Origin of the sequence: Dyadobacter koreensis (assembly GCF_900108855.1) — a bacterium.
GTDB classification, from domain to species: domain Bacteria; phylum Bacteroidota; class Bacteroidia; order Cytophagales; family Spirosomataceae; genus Dyadobacter; species Dyadobacter koreensis.
On the sequence record NZ_FNXY01000008.1, the window covers coordinates 92970 to 111602 of the forward strand.

The 18633-nt window shown below is 40.8% G+C and carries 17 protein-coding genes; 14 read left to right on the top strand and 3 right to left on the bottom strand.

The genetic code is table 11. The features are described 5' to 3' along the window. Window positions 1–138: 138 nt before the first annotated feature. Window positions 139–525, bottom strand: a complete 387-nt coding sequence (locus tag BMY70_RS23765) for a hypothetical protein (protein ID WP_090339079.1) — start codon at window positions 523–525, stop codon at window positions 139–141. A 555-nt stretch (window positions 526–1080) separates the two neighbouring features. Between BMY70_RS23765 and BMY70_RS23770 the strand changes: the two genes are divergently transcribed. The 4 genes from BMY70_RS23770 to BMY70_RS23785 all read left to right on the top strand — a co-directional run bounded on the left by BMY70_RS23770 (window position 1081) and on the right by BMY70_RS23785 (window position 3215). Then, entirely contained in the window at window positions 1081–1497 is a 417-nt protein-coding gene (locus BMY70_RS23770; protein WP_090339081.1) for a hypothetical protein, read from the top strand. 86 nt (window positions 1498–1583) lie between these two features. Then, window positions 1584–1859 carry an Rdx family protein gene (locus BMY70_RS23775; RefSeq protein WP_090339083.1) on the top strand — a complete coding sequence of 92 codons (276 nt, stop codon included), beginning with the start codon at window positions 1584–1586 and terminating at the stop codon, window positions 1857–1859. Window positions 1860–2193: 334 nt separating this feature from the next. Further along, the gene (locus BMY70_RS23780; protein ID WP_090339085.1) at window positions 2194–2598 is read left to right on the top strand and encodes an Hsp20/alpha crystallin family protein; all 405 of its coding nucleotides are present in this window, start codon (window positions 2194–2196) and stop codon (window positions 2596–2598) included. Window positions 2599–2876: 278 nt separating this feature from the next. Then, window positions 2877–3215 carry a hypothetical protein gene (locus BMY70_RS23785; RefSeq protein WP_090339088.1) on the top strand — a complete coding sequence of 113 codons (339 nt, stop codon included), beginning with the start codon at window positions 2877–2879 and terminating at the stop codon, window positions 3213–3215. Window positions 3216–3293: 78 nt separating this feature from the next. Here the strand turns inward: BMY70_RS23785 and metG are convergent, their stop codons facing one another. Beyond that, window positions 3294–5366 carry a methionine--tRNA ligase gene (gene metG / locus BMY70_RS23790; protein WP_090339091.1) on the bottom strand — a complete coding sequence of 691 codons (2073 nt, stop codon included), beginning with the start codon at window positions 5364–5366 and terminating at the stop codon, window positions 3294–3296. A gap of 182 nt (window positions 5367–5548) precedes the next feature. On the opposite strand from metG, the gene BMY70_RS23795 reads away from it, so the two are divergent. The 9 genes from BMY70_RS23795 (at window position 5549) to BMY70_RS23835 (ending at window position 15990) form a co-directional block, all read left to right on the top strand. Further along, window positions 5549–6106, top strand: coding sequence for a hypothetical protein (locus BMY70_RS23795; protein ID WP_229209750.1), 558 nt, complete (start codon window positions 5549–5551; stop codon window positions 6104–6106). Between the two features lie 205 nt (window positions 6107–6311). Further along, window positions 6312–6851: a carboxymuconolactone decarboxylase family protein gene (locus BMY70_RS23800; protein WP_090339097.1), complete on the top strand. Its 540-nt coding sequence runs from the start codon at window positions 6312–6314 to the stop codon at window positions 6849–6851. 3 nt (window positions 6852–6854) lie between these two features. Further along, window positions 6855–7415, top strand: a complete 561-nt coding sequence (locus tag BMY70_RS23805; RefSeq protein ID WP_090339099.1) for a carboxymuconolactone decarboxylase family protein — start codon at window positions 6855–6857, stop codon at window positions 7413–7415. 33 nt (window positions 7416–7448) lie between these two features. Then, window positions 7449–10214, top strand: a complete 2766-nt coding sequence (locus BMY70_RS23810; protein WP_090339103.1) for a TonB-dependent receptor — start codon at window positions 7449–7451, stop codon at window positions 10212–10214. 16 nt (window positions 10215–10230) lie between these two features. Then, window positions 10231–11481, top strand: a complete 1251-nt coding sequence (locus BMY70_RS23815) for an MFS transporter (protein WP_090339105.1) — start codon at window positions 10231–10233, stop codon at window positions 11479–11481. 84 nt (window positions 11482–11565) lie between these two features. Next, window positions 11566–12714: a DUF3179 domain-containing (seleno)protein gene (locus tag BMY70_RS23820; RefSeq protein WP_090339111.1), complete on the top strand. Its 1149-nt coding sequence runs from the start codon at window positions 11566–11568 to the stop codon at window positions 12712–12714. Between the two features lie 90 nt (window positions 12715–12804). Further along, the gene (locus tag BMY70_RS23825; protein WP_090339114.1) at window positions 12805–13374 is read left to right on the top strand and encodes a carboxymuconolactone decarboxylase family protein; all 570 of its coding nucleotides are present in this window, start codon (window positions 12805–12807) and stop codon (window positions 13372–13374) included. Between the two features lie 132 nt (window positions 13375–13506). Continuing rightward, the gene (locus tag BMY70_RS23830; protein WP_090339117.1) at window positions 13507–14505 is read left to right on the top strand and encodes an NAD-dependent epimerase/dehydratase family protein; all 999 of its coding nucleotides are present in this window, start codon (window positions 13507–13509) and stop codon (window positions 14503–14505) included. Between the two features lie 78 nt (window positions 14506–14583). Then, a complete protein-coding gene (locus BMY70_RS23835) occupies window positions 14584–15990 on the top strand; it encodes a tetratricopeptide repeat protein (protein WP_090339120.1) in 1407 nt (468 codons plus the stop codon). Window positions 15991–16024: 34 nt separating this feature from the next. Here the strand turns inward: BMY70_RS23835 and BMY70_RS23840 are convergent, their stop codons facing one another. Continuing rightward, entirely contained in the window at window positions 16025–17023 is a 999-nt protein-coding gene (locus tag BMY70_RS23840; protein WP_090339122.1) for a glycosyltransferase family 9 protein, read from the bottom strand. Window positions 17024–17208: 185 nt separating this feature from the next. Here BMY70_RS23840 and BMY70_RS23845 point away from each other — a divergent pair, with 185 nt between their 5' ends. Continuing rightward, window positions 17209–18498: a M16 family metallopeptidase gene (locus BMY70_RS23845; RefSeq protein ID WP_090339125.1), complete on the top strand. Its 1290-nt coding sequence runs from the start codon at window positions 17209–17211 to the stop codon at window positions 18496–18498. Window positions 18499–18633 lie beyond the last annotated feature (135 nt).

The following is an 18633-nucleotide window of genomic DNA, read 5'->3' on the forward strand; positions in this document are numbered from 1 at the left end:
TGGGTCAATAAAGGCTCGTCTATACCATATCACTACTATTGGGATAATGGTGATGAAAACGGAAACACTTGCGATTGGCTGTCTTTGACAGAAAGATAAATAACCCTCAAACATTCACGTTTCGATTAATAATAATATCTAGCAATGAGAAGGGCAGGTCGGACCTCCCGCCATCGCATCGTCGTCGGCAGGCATATCTTTATGCCCCATTCCTTTGGTAATATCTCTGCCATTAGCATCAACGGGCACGATTACGAGCCTTGACGTCGGTTTGCCTTTTCCGAATACAGGCTCAGGGCCCTCATGGTCTTCGTCCTGTGCCCCATAATATACCCGAAAGCCTACACAGTTATCACCAAGCGGCTCAATTAATTTTTTAAAAGTATTAATTCCGAAAAATTCAGCTTTGATATAATTTTCTCCTCGCTCATAAATTGATTTCTCCTTTGCCTGATGCGGTTCCATCAACGCTTTTGCCGCAAGTGAGGAAATAAGTCTGCCTTCATTACCTGTAAACTTTGCCATGAGAGTGGTTGAAAAAGGGAAAGAGTTAATAAAAAAATAATAATACGTAAAATTAATCCTAAGTATATGCATTGGCAAGACAGCATAAATGATGTCAATGAATATCCTTAACTAATTTATTGATTATTAATTAGTTAAACTCATTTGTTTAAATAAAACACGTAAATCTACGTATGAGAACGGGGGATATTACCACTTTGAGGAATGCAATTTACCCGATCTCAAAATCGGGGATATTCACGCTAAAATCCAATAATCTGATACTCTACCTTTATATCAGCCATGAAAGATATTTTCTCAGCATACTGTTAGGTTTAGAGGTTAGGTTTAGTATCAAAATCCGGGATGAATATTCATCCCGGATTTTTCGTTTTGCATTATAGCAATAATCTTCATGACTGAAAGTATAATTACTGGACAATTCTAAGATTAAGCTTGGTTGTGTTGCAATGTTTTAAAATCATGTAAATTATCTATTGACTTGTATTTCAATATTTTATAGTTTTATTTCTATTGAGTAGTATCAGTTCTATTATGTAAATAAACCTGTATTCTATGAAAAATATTTCTTCGAAATTCTTATCGTTGTTTTGCTTCCTTAGTTTCTTTTTCTTTTGTCCTGTTGCTTTTGCCCAGATTTCTGATCAGAGAAACGATGCCGCATTTTATTCGGATTTCTATGTCATGCAGGTTCGGCCGATGAAATTTCAGTTAACCTATAACTGGCCTGCTACCGACCGGGTTCTCGTGCGTATCAGCGATCACAACAGAAATTTACTTTTTATTGAAAAAGTACTTGTTTATAAAAAGTATGAGAAATTGTTTGATCTGTCCACCTTTCTGGATGGACAATACACTTTCGAATTATTGGATGGAGAGAGAAGTTTTACTCACAAATTTGACATCACAACTGTAACAAAAAGGGAAGTTGTCGCCAGAAATGTTGGAATACTACCTGCTTCCGAGCTATAATAGCTCCTATACTTTTTGGGTGCTGCTTATTAATTTACGTCTTTCGGGAAAAAATCTGTCACTAACTTTATCAAAAAACCTGAAAGATGAAACCCACGATTACGATAGAATATTGCCCTAAATGCGGCTGGTTATTACGCTCTGCCTGGATGGCGCAGGAATTGCTAACCACTTTTGCAGATGATATACATGCTGTAACCCTGATTCCGTCCGAAGTTGCCGGCAGATATACCATCAAGCTGAATGAGTTTCTGTTGTGGGATCGTAAACGCGAAGGCCATTTCCCTGAGCCAAAGGAAATGAAACAGCGTGTTCGCGACCAGATTGCTCCGGATCGAGACTTGGGGCACAATGATCGTTAAGGTTAAAAAAACCGTATATACAATAGAATCATCTTGAAGAAAACCGGATAACGTATTTAAACCTTTACAATGTTTTTGAGTCTATAAGAAAGATAGAATATGAGGACATAATGGCATTTTGGATTTAACCGGGCTGTTATTATGTCAGTATCGGGAAAAAGGATATTGAAATTGAAATTTTTCTATATTTCCTATTTTGTTTGTAATGTACTTAAAATCAATGATTTATTTTATTTTATCGAGTTTTTTAATGCAGTTTGATTTCAAGATTGAAATTCTGGTACAAAAGTTTTTGTTAAGTCTATAACTAAGTAAATACAAAACGCGGAACACCATGGATAGCAAGATAAAAATACCACGGGAAATGTTAATGCATATTGACTTTACGAATAGCATTAACGGAGGAATGAGCGAGCCGGTTGTACACCTCGAAAAAGGTACAGATGGCTATCAGGTTACAGTAAAAGCACCTGGTATTGATTCGCATGATCTGGAACTTGAAATTGTGAAAAATAAAATGCGGTTATATCATCTGCTACCCATATTTGCACAAAACGAAGACAGCGAAGAACAGTGGAAAACAATTCGTTTTATCAGTACGCTGACAATACCTGATGGTGTTGATGCGGATAATATCACGGCAAGATACGACGAGTCAAAACGTCAATTAGTCCTTTTTCTTCCATTCAATCACCAGCAAGATGATTTTCGCAGAAAAGTGGATATTGAGCGCTGGTAACCGGCTAAGGAAAAGAAATAGATTATAAAATGCCTCACAGATTTTTTGTGAGGCATTTTTGTTATCCAATAATATTGCCAAAGGATGCGTTCTTTAAATAAAAAGACTGATTTTTATCAGTTTTAAGGCTTGTGAAATACCTAATGATGTGAAAAGATTGTATCCATCTAATACTTAATGTTAAGATACAATTAACCTGATTAAATGGTTAAACAAATAAATTTGGATATGTGTATATTCGTGTAGAAAATACCTCCAAAATAATTCACTACAACGTTATGAAAAAATCTAACATCTTTGCTTATATCGAACTTTCGAAGTTGGCAGAAGGTCTTCGCATTTCTGATTCTGCTGAACAGCCAAAAGATCAACTTAAATCTCAGGCAGCATATTTCAACATTATTGAGCCTAAGTATTTTTCAGAAGATCTTATGCCGGAGTGGGAAAATATTTTGGGAGCGACAAAGAGACTAGGTGCGAAGATCAATGAAGAGGGGAGAATTGTTTCAAATGCTGTGACCAATACGATTGAAAATATGTCAGACGCCGAATGCCGTGTGCTGGTTGAGCGTGTAAATGCAGTCTACGATAAGTTAAAGAGAGAATTTGAATCCTAAAAATATTAATTCAGATATAATAATAAACCCTGCCGCTATTCACGGCAGGGTTTATTATTATATAAATCTTTCGAAGGATCAGTTAACAGTTCCGCCATTCCATACATTTTTTCCTGGCTGAACAAAAGCCAGACTTCCATCTTTATCTTCTGCCATCAGAATCATTCCATGACTTTCCATACCCATCATTTTACGCGGGGCAAGATTGGCAAGATATAGTACAGCTTTACCGATAATTTCTTCCGGCTTGAAATGTTCAGAAATTCCACTTAGAACGGTACGTTGTTCGCTGCCGATATCTACTTTCAGTTTTAAAAGCTTTTTACTTTTCGGAACGCTTTCCGCCTCAACGATCGTTGCCACTCGGATATCCATTTTAGCGAAATCGTCGTATTGGATTTCTGCTTTTACAGGTGCCACAACTTTTCCTTCCAGCTCATTTGCGCGTTTGGCATCATGCAGCTTCTGGATTTGTTTTTCAATTACATGATCTTCAATTTTTTCAAAAAGCAAGCCTGCTTCGCTGATTGGCTGTCCTGCCTCCAATAAGTCGGGTTTTCCAGCATCAAGCCAGTTTTTACTTGTCACGCCCAACTGCTTCTGAATTTTTTCAGCAGTAAAAGGAAGAACAGGTTCCGATACTATTGAAAGTGATGCAGAAATCTGTAAAGCGATATTCATGATGGTATTAACACGTTCCGGATCCGTTTTGATAACATGCCACGGCTGCGTATCCGCAAGGTATTTATTTCCCAAACGAGCCAGGTCCATAATAAAAGTCAGAGCTTCACGGAAACGATAATTTTCCATCGCATCACCGATCTTCGCAGGGAAAGCAGCCAGTTCATCCAAAACGGCCTGATCTGTTTCAGTCAGTTCTCCAGCGGCCGGCACTTTACTGTCGCAGAATTTTTGCGTCAGAACAACCGCACGATTGATGAAGTTTCCAAAAATTCCTACCAGTTCGCTGTTATTACGTGTCTGGAAATCTTTCCAGGTAAATTCGCTGTCCTTTGTTTCGGGAGCACTTGCAGTAAGGACATAACGCAGCACGTCTTGCTTATCGGGAAGTTCTTCCAGATATTCATGAAGCCAAACGGCCCAGTTTCTCGACGTAGAGATCTTGTCGCCCTCCAAATTCATAAACTCATTGGCAGGAACATTATCCGCCAGTACAAGATTTCCTTCCGCAATAATTGTAGCCGGAAAAATGATGCAATGGAAAACGATATTGTCTTTTCCAATAAAATGGACAAGCTTGGTTTCTTCGGCGCCATTTTCATTTTTTTGCCACCATTTTTTCCAGCCTTCATCTGTACCATTTTTCTGGATAAGCCAGTCTTTGGTTGCAGAAATATAACCGATCGGAGCTTCAAACCATACATAAAGAACTTTCCCTTCTGTGTTTGGAACCGGAACAGGAATTCCCCAATCCAGATCGCGTGTCATGGCGCGCGGTTTCAAACCTTCTTTCAGCCAGGATTGACATTGTCCCAACACGTTTGTTTTCCATTCGGGATGACTATTGACGTACTTTTCAACCTGAGGCTGCAAAGTGTCCAATGGTAAAAACCAGTTTGTCGTCGGGCGCATTACAGGTTTTGCTCCGGAAAGCATGGAGTGCGGCTCAATTAATTCGGTCGGACTTAATGCAGATCCGCAGCGCTCGCACTGGTCACCATATGCATTCGGATTTGCGCAAACCGGGCAAGTGCCCACAATGTAACGGTCAGCTAAAAATTGTTGTGCCGTTTCGTCGTAATATTGTTCTGTGGTCTCCTCAATAAAAACACCTTTATCGTAAAGGTCCTTGAAAATTTCCTGTGAAGTTTCGTGATGAATTTTCTTGCTGGTCCGGGAATAAATATCAAAGGAAATTCCAAGTTGCTTGAAAGATTCGTCGATCTGTGTGTAATATTTATCTACAACCTGCTGAGGTGTAAGTCCTTCTTTTTTTGCACGAATCGTAATTGGTACACCATGTTCGTCTGTTCCGCTTATAAACGCAACATCTTTGCCGTTAGAGCGTAAATAACGAACGTAAATGTCGGCTGGGACGTAACATCCGGCAAGGTGGCCAATATGTATAGGTCCGTTGGCATAAATCAATGCTGCCGTTACGGTATAGCGTTTAGGGTCAATAATTGCCATTAATTTTAACTCTTATTTAGTTTATGCTGCAAAGTTAGTGAAAACGGTTTGCCTCTTAATATAAGTGTATATTAAGTACACAATTTAATTAACCGGCCTGTACAAAATAAAACTGTATTTGGAAATTCTAATGCTTCTCATATATTTGTACAATTATAAGTAATAGTTTTACTTTTGTAACCTTGGGTCGAATTCTTTCCATATTACTGTGCGGGCTTTTGCTCTACAACATGATGGGCTATTCTGTGGTCTATTTGTTGGAGGAAAGGTATACCGTGAGTGCAGAGAATAGCGATTTTATTGAAAAACATTCCTACTCAAAAGACATTGTAATTAAGGTTCCGGTTTCAATTCCTTATCAGACAAGCTGGGATAATCCTGAGCCGGCTGAGGGTAAAATTGAACACGAAGGTGAATATTATCAAATGAAAACCCGTCAGCTGATCAATGACACGATGTATGTGCATTGCGAATTTGACCAGAATGCCAGAGATCGTTTCATGACGCTTGTTTCCCATATCAATGATGAAGTTGCGGGCGACAATGCTGATTCACAGAAAAAATCATCATCAACAATTCTAAAGAGTTTTCTCAAAGATTATATGTCATCCAGCAGGAGATATGTTTTCTATTTAATGGAATGGTCTGAACAGGCTACGAATCCTGTCGATCGTTACCATTCTTCTGCCGCACTTCAAGCTTATCTGAGCATTCCATCTCCTCCTCCTGATTTAGTTTAGAAATTCCATTTTCCTGTTTGAAGTCTGATGGCCATACTTTGGTGATTTTAAGAAGCCATGTATCCATTTGACAATAATTCATTCAGCTTTGGGCTGACAGGAAATATTTTGAAATTTTCAACTATTTCTAAACAAGAATGTTATCGCATTTTTCAGCGAAACTTCGATCAGTCGGTTTTACGACTGAATAAATGGCTCATGCTTAATGGCGCATATATCCTTACCGAATGAGGAGCTTCCCGGTATTGTCGGACTTTTCAATTTTCGTCCCGAAACGGCCAAGCCGCTCGGTGCACTTGCGGATGTACTTCTCAGAGGCCCATCTTCTCTTTCAAGTGCAGATCGCGAATTGATCGCTTCCTATGTTTCTAATCTTAACAATTGTCATTTTTGCCACACTTCTCACGGTGCAGCTGCTATGGCGCATTTGTCTTGTGATGTAAATCTGCTTGATGATATCAAACAGGATTTTATCACAATTCCTGTTTCACAGAAATTACGTACACTATTAGCAATCGCCACCAAGGTGCAAAAAGGCGGGAAAAATGTACTGGAAGAAGATATACAGACTGCGCGGGAAGCGGGGGCGAATGATGAGGAAATTCATGATACCGTACTCATTGCGGCTGCATTCTGTATGTTCAATCGATATGTTGATGGGTTAGGTACTTGGGCTCCGAAGGAAAACGATGCGTATCGCGAAATGGGTGAACGTATGGCTTTTGTAGGTTATAACCGATACTGATAGATGCCACATATACCTCTACCGTCACATTTGCCGGGAATTACCGGTTTGCTGGAGTATAGCCAGGATACAGCGGATCCGATTCGTGAGCTAACCCAGATTTTATTGCGAGGCGACTCAACGCTTTCACAGGGTGAACGGGAATTGGTCGCGACCGTAGTTTCCCATAATAATGAATGCACATTTTGTACCACAGCACACACCGCCGCAGCTGATTTGCTTCTTGGAGAATCCGTTACCTGCGAGATGGTTAAAAAAGATATTGATGCAGCGCCGGTCAGCAGCAAGATGAAAGCGCTTTTGAAAATTGCAAAACTCGTTCAGCAAAGCGGAAAAGCGGTAACTGAAGAAGCTGTTTCGATCGCAAAAGCAGAAGGTGCAACCGATCTTGAAATTCACGATACGGTACTGATCGCAGCGCTCTTTTGCCTGTATAACCGGTATGTAGACGGACTTGCAAGCGTGACGCCAACAAACCCGGAATTTTATGAATATCTGGGCGAACGAATTGTCAACCATGGCTACAACCGCCTGCCACAAGGTTATGATCATCTGAAAAAATAAAAATCTGATATCCAAACTGCTCACCCTGAATTTATGAAAAGAAACTTTTACCTGTATCTGTTATTAATGGCTTTATTTTCTGCTACTTTGGCAAAAGCACAAACTTCCAAAATTTCCGGCCTGGTTCAGGATTTGGAAACAAAGCAACCACTGGCGGGAGCCTCCGTGGTTGCGAAGGGAAATATTGCCGGTACCATCACCAATGCCGCAGGTAATTTTGAAATAACAACTTCATCAACAACTTTAATTATTTCACTCGTAGGTTACGATCGCCAGGAGGTGAGAATTAACTCTAATTCATTCATCAATATTTCTCTCAAATCTTCGGCAGAAGAGTTAGATCAGGTCGTGATTTCGGCTTCACGCGTTGAAGAAAATATTCTTCGTTCGCCTGTCAGTATCGAGAAAATGGATATGCGCGGTGTTCAGCAGACGCCGTCAGCCAATTTTTATGACGGATTGGTGAATATGAAATCGCTGGATATGGTCACCAGCAGCCTGACTTACAAACAAATCAATACCCGCGGATTTAATACAACTGGTAACGGTCGATTTTTACAACTCGTTGATGGTGTGGATAATCAGCCGGCTGGTTTGGGTTTCGCTATGGGGAATTTATTCGGTCCGCATGATATTGACGTGGAAAGTGTCGAATTGATTCCAGGCGCGGCTTCGGCACTTTACGGTCCGGTTGCTTTTAACGGCATGTTATATACAAGAACAAAAAATCCTTTTGAGTATCAGGGATTAAGTGTTCAGACAAAATTTGGGGTAAACCACATCGGAGACGGCACGGATCTGGGTGCGAAACCGATGTATGATATGGCCATTCGTTATGCAAAATCTTTTAATAACCGACTGGCCTTTAAGGTTAACGCCTCTTATTTGAAAGGAACGGATTGGTATGCTAATGATTACACAGATATCGACCCAAATACACCTGTTGAAAACAGAGGTCCGAATAATCCGGGCAAAAATTCTTTGAATATTTATGGAGATGAAGTTGCGCAAAGCCTTGTTGGGATTGGCCGCGTTTCCCGCACGGGTTATGAAGAGAAAGATCTTGCCAGTTATGGCGTATATAGTTTAAAACTTAATGGCGCGCTTCATTACAGAATTACGGATAAAATCGAAGCGATTTATCAGGGGAATTTTAATCAGGGAACTGCGCAGTATACAGGTAGTAACCGGTTTGTGATCAATGATTTTAAGTTAATTCAACACCGGTTGGAATTAAAAGGAAGCAATTTTTACATTCGCGCTTATTCAAACCAAGAATTATCGACAAACTCCTACAACACCCGTGCGCTCGGACAGCAGATAAACCGGACCTGGGTTCAGGATTTGAATGGAACTACGGTGACGCCCGACAAGGCTGATGCAACCTGGTTTACAAGATACGCAGCGGCATTCAACGGAACGATCAGCGGTGTGACCGGAAAAGATAATAACGCGGCGAGAGCCTTTGCGGATCGCGGTCGGGTTTTGCCGGGAAGCCAGGAGTTTGATGCTGAAAAGGAAAGACTGATCAAAGTACGCGGACTTTCCGGTGCCGGGATTTTGAGTGAATGTAAATTGGAGCACATCGAAGGTATGTACGATTTCAGTTCGCTGCTTAAAATTTTCAATTTGCAGGTTGGCGGAAATTATCGAAAATATTACCTGAATACCGGCGGGACATTATTCGACGATAAGGATAAAAATCTGACCAATGATGAATATGGTGCTTTCGCCCAAGCTTCAAAATCGTTGTTTAAAGAGCATTTGAAACTTACATTATCTGGTCGTTACGATAAAAACGAAAATTTCGATGGGCGGTTTACGCCACGCGCTTCCGCTGTTTATTCTGTTGGTGATCATAATTTCAGAGCTTCTTACCAAACTGGTTTCCGTAATCCCACAATTAGTGATCAGTACATCAAATTGAATGTAGGGCCAATTATTATTCTTGGCGGAGCGCCATCCAATGCTCTTGGCCAGAATGCGTATGAGAATTCTTTTACCTCTGCATCGGTTTCGGCCTTTGGTTCTGCTTTTGGAAAAGAAGTGCAGCAAGGTGTGCCTTTCCCGCAAGCGGTTGCCAACAACAAGGATAAGCTCGTAAAGTCAGACGTTCCTTACATCAAGGCGGAACAAGTGAAAAGTTATGAGATTGGTTACAAGGGATTGTTTGGTAAAAAACTGCTTGTTGACCTGAATTATTATTATAGTCAGTATACAGATTTTATTATCAATACGGTAGTCATTCGTCCCAATTCAAATGTTCTTGCGGCAGATGGATCTGTAAATGTGGCCGCTGCCGGCGATATCCCGGCCGGAAATATTCAGGCTTTTCAGTTATATACGAATGCAACGGATAAAGTTTCAATTCAGGGTGTAAGCGCAGGACTTACCTATTCCTTGCCGAAATCGTATCGGTTGAATGCAAATGCAACTTGGGCGAGCTTTAATATTCTGGACGCAAATCCTAATAATATTCCCGCTTTTAACACACCGGAGTGGAAGACAAATCTGGTATTCAGTAATCCGAAAGTCACCGAAAATCTAGGGTTCAGCATTGCTTGGCATTGGCAGGATTCGTTCGATTGGTACGGCAGCTTTACGGAAATGCGTCCGGGTAAAATAAATGCTTACAATTTACTGGATGCGCAAATCAGCTATAAAATTCCTTCGCTGAAAACGATCGTCAAACTTGGTGCGGCAAACCTGACCAATAAATATATCGTGCAGGCGTATGGTTCTCCGGCAGTCGGCGGGTTGTATTATGTAAGCTTGAATTTTGATCAAATATTCAGATAGGTTTATAAAAATATTTATGGAAACCCTGGAATTACAAGAAGCAAAAAGTGCTGTACTAGCCAGAAGCCGGATCGCATTCGGTTTGTGTATGGTCAGTTATATTCTCAGCGGCACGATGTCAACTTTGATGTCGGTTTATTTGCCCGTTGCCATTCCGGATCTTTTAAACAGAAGCGTTTCAGAGGCGGAATTAGGAGAAATCGGTGCTTATGTGAATGCGACTTTTTTGTACGGGTGGATGTCAGGAGGATTACTATTTGGTCTGATTAGTGATAAAATCGGAAGGGTGAAAACGCTCGCCTTAGTGACAGGATTGTCGGGCGTAGGGACTTGCCTCGTCGTATTTGTGCCGGACTGGTATGTCTTAATGGGACTTCGGTTTTTAACAGGAATGGGCGTGGGCGGAGTATTGCTGGTATCGACCGTTTATATTTCCGAAATATGGGAAAAACGGACTCGCCCGGTAATGCTGGGAATTCTTGCAGTTTCCTTTCCAATTGGTATTGTCGCCACGGGAAGTTTAAACATACTTTTTGCTGAATGGAGACCGGCATTTGGACTGGGTATTATTCCAATTGCGGTTGCAATTTTGATCTTGTTTCTAACGGACGAATCAAAATCCTGGCAGTCAACCAAAACGCAAACTTCCCAAAATCCTGAAAGTATATTTGACAAAATGAACAGGCCAAATCTGATTGCCGGCTCAGTGATTTTTGGTTCTGTTCTGATAGGGCTTTGGGGTATCTTTTCCTGGTTGCCAACTTGGGTTCAAACTTTGCTTGCCGCTGGTGAAGACGGGCAGAGACAACGCGGGCTGACGATGGTCCTTCTGGGATTAGGCGGCATAACCGGTGGAATTCTGTCTGGTTTTTTGATCCGCAACTTTGGAAGCAGAAAAACTTTAATGATGACCTTTTCCGGTTGTATCATCATGTGCGGGATTTTATTCATTACCAATCACACGTTCGGTACCATTGTATACGTGGAAACAGCAGCGCTGTCTCTTTTTTTTGGGATTAGCCAGGGTGCTCTGTCAAGTTATATTCCTGAATTATTTCCGGTTGTCATCAGGGCAACGGCAACAGGCTTTTGTTTTAATATCGGTCGCTTTTTTACCGCAACTGCTGTCTTTTTTATCGGTGCGTTGGTCGCTACACTTGGTGGGTTTGGTAACGCGTTAATGGTTTTTTCGATACCATTTCTGATTGCCTTAACAGCCACCTGGTTCAGCAGAGACACGGATAAAACTATAAAGAATTTATCATAGGTTAATTAATTCAAGCAAACGGACTTGTCATTTGACGAGTCCGTTTCTCTAAAATTATGAAACTTGTGGATATCAACATTTCAAATGAAAAAATATTTTTACATCGGTATTATCGGCTTTATTCTTTTTGAAATAGCCAAAGTTTATTTCATTATGCCCATGCCGGGAAGTCAGCGAATGAACAGTATCGACCTCGCTTACTTTCTACATACATGGCGATGGACGTTCAGGATTTTGTTTATGTTACTCATTTTGCTGGGCTCTGCGTCTGTTCTTAAGACCAGAAAAAAATGGTTGCCGGCTTTGATGATATTGCTGGTCGCGGGAGTGGCCTACGCTGCTAATTTTGAAATGGCGGCAGATACCATGTTTTACCAACCGAAAATGCTATTGCTAAAAAACGCCAGCGATAATAAGGTTGAAAAAGACCGATTAGTCATCGGCGTCGAAGAAAATGGCGAGGCAAAGGCATATCCAATTCAGTTTATAGGTTACCATCATCAGGTCCAGGATCAATTGAATGGGAAGCCGATCATTGTCACTTATTGCACCGTTTGCAGGACGGGAAGAGTTTTTGAGCCAATTGTAAATAATCAGCCAGATGAATTTCGATTAGTCGGAATGGATCACTTCAACGCCATGTTTGAAGATGGGAAAACACATAGCTGGTGGAGGCAGGCAAATGGCGAAGCCATTGCCGGTCCATTAAAAGGACGAACATTACCGGAGGTACGAAGCACACAAACATCTTTGGGCGAATGGCTGAAACTTCACCCAAACAGCCAGATTATGCAGCCTGATCCTGCTTTTCAAATGAAATATGATTCCATGAGTAAGTACGAAAGTGGGAAAGGAAAGTCTACGCTGACGAAAACAGATTCTCTTTCCTGGAAAGAAAAATCGTGGGTGGTTGGAATTCAGATTAATACAGATAGTAAGGCTTTCGACTGGAACCGTTTAAAAAAAGAAAGAGTCATCAATAGCGAAGTCGGTGATACTCCGACAGTACTGGTTTTGGCAGCAGATGACAAAAGTTTCTTTGCTTTCCAACGATCTTCGAAACAAGAGATTTTCACAATGAGAAACGACACACTGTTTAGCGCAGACAAACGATATAACTTACTTGGGAAAAACATTTCAACTGATTCTTCAAACAATTTAAAACCTGTAAACGCCTACCAGGAATTCTGGCATAGCTGGCAGACTTTTCACCCCAAAACAGAGAAGTATTAAAAATAAAATTTATTAGCCATGACTTTTTAACTCGGTCGCCTGTTTTCGGGCGGCCGAAATTTTACTTTCATTATCAACTTTCTTTAAAAAATGGCATACATCCAAATTCCGGAAGAAGAGCAGTTACCTGGTATTCGCGGTCTGATGGCTTTCCGTCCGGAAACTGCCAAACATTTAAATGAACTGGCTGAGGCCTTATTGAGGAAAACTGATAACGATTTGTCCAAAGGTGATCGGGAGTTGATAGCCACTTATGTATCGTATCTTAACGATTGTTTATTTTGCCAAAGTATACACGGAGCCGCAGCGCAATGTTATTTGGAAGATGATGGAACTTTGATAAATCAGGTTAAGCAGCATTATGATAATGCTCCGATTTCTGATAAAATGAAAAGTTTACTGTCTATTGCGGCAAGCGTTCAAAAAGGCGGAAAGTTTGTCATGCCGGAACAAATTGAAATGGCAAGAAATCACGAAGCCACAGATTCTGAGATACACGACACAGTTTTGATCGCAGCAGCATTTTGCATGTTTAATCGCTACGTGGATGGTCTGGGAACCTGGGCTTCTAAGGATCCGGAAAGTTACATTCCGAGAGGAAAGAGGATTGTGGAAGAAGGGTATGCGGCTTATGATCCGATGAAGAGTTTGGTAAAATAAAATGCTGGTTTACAGGCAAATCGATAGGGTTAATTTTAAGGAAAAATTATATTCCGATTAATATTGGCAGCGGATTATCAAGATGTCCGTTTTTACGGCGAACTTTGGTGAACAACTGTTCGTTCTACATACATGAAAATCCTTATTACCGGAGCCACAGGTTTAGTTGGAAGCACCGTTGCAAGACAACTTTTGGCAGAAAATCATACTGTTTTTGCACTTGTTCGTTCAGGTTCCGACAGAAGTCTTCTCGATGATATTGAAAAAAATATCCAATGGATTGAAGGTGATATATTGGATATCAAGTCATTAGAGGAAGCGATGGAGCAGGTTGAATATGTGGTCCATACCGCTGCGGTTGTTTCCTTTATTCCCAAAGACCGGAAAATGATGTACAAAGTCAACATGGAAGGCACTGCCAATGTTGTCAATGTTTGTCTGAAATCGGATATAAAAAAACTCTGTCATGTGAGCAGTATTGCTGCACTAGGCCGACCTGATTCCAGAAAAATCATTGACGGCCAGGACATGGTTATTGACGAGGAACAGCGCTGGGAAGAATCTCCCGAAAACTCCGAATATGCAAAATCGAAGTACCTGGCGGAACTGGAAGTGTGGCGGGGTATCGAAGAGGGATTGAACGCTGTGATTGTAAATCCGACGTTAATTCTTGGTGAGGGTGACTGGTCCAAAAGCAGCACTCAGATTTTCAGATATGTTTACCAGGAAAAACCATTTTATACCGAAGGTATTGCGAATTATGTTGATGTCCAGGACGTGGCAAAGGCTGTCGTTCAATTACTTTCGTCGGATATCACAGGAGAAAGATTTTTGTTGAATGCGGGGAGCATTTCCTATCAATCTTTGTTTAATAGTATTGCCGACTCGATGGGCAAAAAACGACCTTCTTTCAAAGTTGGTCCGGGATTAGCAGGTGTAATCTGGAGGGTCGAAGCTATACGTACCTGGTTAATGGGTACGAAGCCGCTGATCACAAAAGAGACTGCACAATCGAGTGCGAGGCGATTCCGTTATAACAACGGAAAAATAAAAAAAGCAATCGGGTTTGAGTTTCAGCCTATTGAAAAAACGATCGCTCGGGTGAGTGAAAGTTTAATTGGCAAGATTTGAATAGACCGGATTTATTTTTAACTTTCTTTTATTATAGTTAGTGGTAAATTTACCCTCAACTCTAACCTACTGATTCGTATGATGGAGAAAAACTTCGGGGAAAGAAAAGATTACATGAAAGAAACATTGCTCAGGTTTGAAAGAATGTTGAAAACCAATGAGTCAGAGTTTTTCGATTTGGATACATACGAGAAAGTAACGGAGTATTATTTGGAAAAAGGGGATTGGGACAAGGCTTATCAGGCTTGCGAGTTAGGTTTGGCAGATTTTCCATATTCACTTGATTTATTGCTTAACAAAGTTCAGCTTCATGCCAATCGCGGCGAACATGACCTGGCAATGGAAATATTGGAGCGCGCCTCTCTTTTTCATCCCGGAGACGTTGAAATTTCTTTTATGCAGGTTGGAATTGCCAATATGATGGGGGAATATGAAGAGGCCATTTCGATTCTGGAAGGTTTGCTGAACAAGGTAGAAGACAAAGATGAAATCTATTTTCAGATCGGTCAGACTTACCAGAATTGGGGTAAATATGATGATGCAATTTTAAATTACAAGCTTTCGCTGCGCAATAATCTGAATAATGAAAGTGCTTTATACGAGCTCGCACATTGTCTGGATTTGATTGGCGAGCTGGAAAGTCATCTTGCTTATTATCACGAGTTAGTAGATCGCGATCCGTTTTCGCATCATGCCTGGTATAACCTGGGGATCGCGTTCAGCAAACTTGAACGCTTTGAGGATGCGGTGAATGCGTACGAATATGCCACGCTCGTAAAGGACGATTTTGCATCTGCCTTTTTTCAGCTTGGAAATTCATACATGAGCCTGGAACAATATGAGCAGGCGAAAATTCAATATCTCAGGGCGATTGAGCTGGAAGGCAAACAGACAGAAACGTGCTGCTGTCTGGGAACTTGTTATGAGAAACTTGGTGAGTTTGAAACAGCAATAAAATATTACCGCGAGGCTGTAAAACTGGATAGTCAGTGGGATGATGGCTGGTATGGTCTGGGAATCTGTTTCAGCGAGCTTGGACGCTGGTATGAGGCAGTGGGTTTTTTAAGAAAGGCAATTCAGATCACAGAATTAAATCCTGATTACTGGCTGGCTTTGGCGGAAACCGAATTCCGTGTTGGAAATGTAATTTCTGCGTTTGAAGCGTTTGAAAAAGCGGCGGAAATTGAACCATCAAATCCCGATATCTGGCTTAAATGGTCCTTCGTTCTTTTTGAACAAGGAAATTATCCCCGTGCTTGCGACCTTTTACAGGCTGCGATTGATGAGATGCCGGAAGAAGCGGATCTATATTATCGTATGGCGGTTTATCAGATTCATTCCGGAGATTACCGCGAGGCTTTGGTTAATCTTGAAGTTGCTTTGACGCTTGATTACGATGCTCATTTACAGTTGTTTGACTTTTTTCCTGAACTGGAAAAACAAAAAGCATTGTTCCGGATTATCGAGCAGTACCGCGAAAAGTAGTATTGGATTATAAAAGATAGACAGTTTCCTGAATCTACTGAGGTAGAACTTCAAGAAACTGTTCTGTTTTTATATCCACTGCACATTTAAAATGACCTTGCGGACAAGCCTTATACCCATGAAGTCCACAGGGACGGCAGGTCAATTTCTCCAAAACCTCAACAATATGTGAATTGTCAGACAGGGGGCCGAAGCCAAATTCCGGAACTGTTGAGCAATAAACAGCTGTCACAGAAGCATTCACGGATGAGCTGATATGCATCGGTGCAGAATCGTTGACAAAATTCATGACCGAAGATTTCATCAAAGCGGCAGATTGCAGAAATGATAGTTTTCCGCAGAAGTTCTGGACGTTTTCTTTTGATAGGAATTGATCCTGAATAGTCCTCGCTAGTTCATTATCCCCTGGCCCGCCGAGAAGAAAAATCTGATATCGATCTACAAGTTGACTGATAAGCTTAATCCAGCCTTCCGCAGGATATTGTTTTGTAAACCAAACAGAGGCCGGCGCAATACAGATATAAGATTTTGATTGATATGGTTTTACAAAATTGAAATCATCTGGCGAAGGATACAACCTCGGTTTTAGAAGTTTACCTGCGATCTCATTTTTTACCAGTTCGAAATTGCGGGTTGTTTCATGGATTCCGTTTTCAATTCTATGTGGAAATTTATTGGTAAAAAGAAAAGAAAATGGATTCTTATCAAAACCAGTAGTCTTTGGAGCCTTTGAAAACGCCGTCAGCATACCAGTTCCGCCAAACCTTTGTAAATTGATAACCCAGTCGTATTCCGATTTTCTGATTTGTTTTAATAACTGGAAAAGGCTTTTGAACTTGCCTTCTTTCTTTTTCCAGATCAGCACCTCGTTTAAATAGGGATGATTTTCAAAAAGACCTTCGTTTCCTTTCCTAACCAGAAAATCGATTTTGGCATCCGGCAAACCCTGATGAAGGTTCTCCAATAACGAGGTCGCAAGAATTACGTCGCCGATAAAGGCAGTTTGAATAACGAGTATGCGCCTGGGAATCATATTCTTGGAGTCAGAAATTAAATTATTTAGCTAAAATTAATAAGTAATTGATTTTCAATATTTTATTTCTTTTTTAGAAGAAGGCTTTTTGCCGACGGGTCTAAAAAAAATGTCTTTCAAACAAAAGTCTGTAATTTTGCAGACATCACCGAAAATTATTGACAGGTAATTTGTGTTCATAAGGAATGAAGAGAAATAATATGCGTAAACATGTGAATGCCGAAGCCCCCTCATTAGCGCTGACAGAAGAATATAAATTACACACCTTAGCCAACGGGATTCGCATTGCACATAAACAAGTTCCTTACACGCAGATTGCGCACGTAGGAATCATGCTTGATATCGGAAGCCGCGATGAACAGCCTCATCAACAGGGACTGGCTCATTTTTGGGAACATATGGCTTTCAAGGGGACTGAAAAACGTAGTTCATATCATATTATCAACCGTCTTGAAAATGTTGGCGGTGAACTTAACGCGTATACAACCAAAGAAAAAATTTGTTTTCACGCGTCTGTTCTGGATGATCATTTTGACAAAGCGCTGGATTTATTAGCGGATATTGCCTTCCATTCAGTTTTTCCGGACAAACAGATTGAGCGGGAGCGAAATGTGATTATTGAAGAGATGTCGATGTATAACGACTCTCCGGAAGATGCGATCCAGGACGACTTTGATCAGCTGGTTTTCGCGAATCACGCGCTTGGGAATAACATTCTTGGTACACCGGATACCGTTAATTCCTTTGGGCGCGAAGAGCTTTTCCAGTTTATAAATGAAAATCTCGATACAGAACAAATTGTTGTTTCTTCTGTAAGCCGTTTGCCTTTTGCAAAAGTAGTTCGTGTTGCAGAAAAATATCTTGGTAATATTCCTCATAAAAAAACAACGAGAATTCGTCAGGCTCCCGGTCTTTACACACCTATTATTCAGGAGAAAGAACGCTCGATCACGCAGGCACAATGTGCTATGGGACAACCTGCGTATGCGCTGGGTGACGATAAGCGTTTGCCGTTTTTTATGTTGGTGAATTTGCTTGGCGGGCCGGGAATGAATTCGCGCTTTAATTTATCCTTGCGTGAAAAATACGGGTTTGTTTATTCAATCGAGGCGAATTACACGCCGTATCTTGATACCGGATTTTTAGGGATATTCTTCGGAACAGAGCAAAAACAACTGGCCAGAAGTATTTCTTTGATCAATAAAGAATTAAAAAGAATCCGGGAAATTCCATTGACAACTTCTCAGCTTCATCAGACGAAAGTCCAGCTGATGGGACAATTGGCGATGTCGGAAGAGAGTAATATGAGTTTCATGCTGATGATGGCCAAAAGTTTGCTTGATACCGGTCGCGTGGATTCTTTACCGGAAATATTTACAGAGATTCAGGAAATTACTTCGGAACAATTACAATCGATAGCACAGGAAATGTTTAATCCTGAGAATTTTAGTTATCTGACATTTATTCCCGAATAATTCGGGGTCTTTTTAAGAATATTGATCTAAAAAGTCATTCGTTTCGACGGATGACTTTTTTCTTAAAATAGAAATAATTTATTGGTGACAACTCATGAAATGACCTCACGAAACGTTCCGATTGGAACGTACATT

What these genes read in the sequence shown, in the direction of transcription:
- BMY70_RS23765 (WP_090339079.1), bottom strand. Translation starts at nt 525, where the DNA reads ATGGCAAAGTTTACAGGTAATGAAGGCAGACTTATTTCCTCACTTGCG.
- BMY70_RS23770 (WP_090339081.1), top strand. Translation starts at nt 1,081, where the DNA reads ATGAAAAATATTTCTTCGAAATTCTTATCGTTGTTTTGCTTCCTTAGT.
- BMY70_RS23775 (WP_090339083.1), top strand. Translation starts at nt 1,584, where the DNA reads ATGAAACCCACGATTACGATAGAATATTGCCCTAAATGCGGCTGGTTA.
- BMY70_RS23780 (WP_090339085.1), top strand. Translation starts at nt 2,194, where the DNA reads ATGGATAGCAAGATAAAAATACCACGGGAAATGTTAATGCATATTGAC.
- BMY70_RS23785 (WP_090339088.1), top strand. Translation starts at nt 2,877, where the DNA reads ATGAAAAAATCTAACATCTTTGCTTATATCGAACTTTCGAAGTTGGCA.
- metG (WP_090339091.1), bottom strand. Translation starts at nt 5,366, where the DNA reads ATGGCAATTATTGACCCTAAACGCTATACCGTAACGGCAGCATTGATT.
- BMY70_RS23800 (WP_090339097.1), top strand. Translation starts at nt 6,312, where the DNA reads ATGGCGCATATATCCTTACCGAATGAGGAGCTTCCCGGTATTGTCGGA.
- BMY70_RS23805 (WP_090339099.1), top strand. Translation starts at nt 6,855, where the DNA reads ATGCCACATATACCTCTACCGTCACATTTGCCGGGAATTACCGGTTTG.
- BMY70_RS23810 (WP_090339103.1), top strand. Translation starts at nt 7,449, where the DNA reads ATGAAAAGAAACTTTTACCTGTATCTGTTATTAATGGCTTTATTTTCT.
- BMY70_RS23815 (WP_090339105.1), top strand. Translation starts at nt 10,231, where the DNA reads ATGGAAACCCTGGAATTACAAGAAGCAAAAAGTGCTGTACTAGCCAGA.
- BMY70_RS23820 (WP_090339111.1), top strand. Translation starts at nt 11,566, where the DNA reads ATGAAAAAATATTTTTACATCGGTATTATCGGCTTTATTCTTTTTGAA.
- BMY70_RS23825 (WP_090339114.1), top strand. Translation starts at nt 12,805, where the DNA reads ATGGCATACATCCAAATTCCGGAAGAAGAGCAGTTACCTGGTATTCGC.
- BMY70_RS23830 (WP_090339117.1), top strand. Translation starts at nt 13,507, where the DNA reads ATGAAAATCCTTATTACCGGAGCCACAGGTTTAGTTGGAAGCACCGTT.
- BMY70_RS23835 (WP_090339120.1), top strand. Translation starts at nt 14,584, where the DNA reads ATGATGGAGAAAAACTTCGGGGAAAGAAAAGATTACATGAAAGAAACA.
- BMY70_RS23840 (WP_090339122.1), bottom strand. Translation starts at nt 17,023, where the DNA reads ATGATTCCCAGGCGCATACTCGTTATTCAAACTGCCTTTATCGGCGAC.
- BMY70_RS23845 (WP_090339125.1), top strand. Translation starts at nt 17,209, where the DNA reads ATGAAGAGAAATAATATGCGTAAACATGTGAATGCCGAAGCCCCCTCA.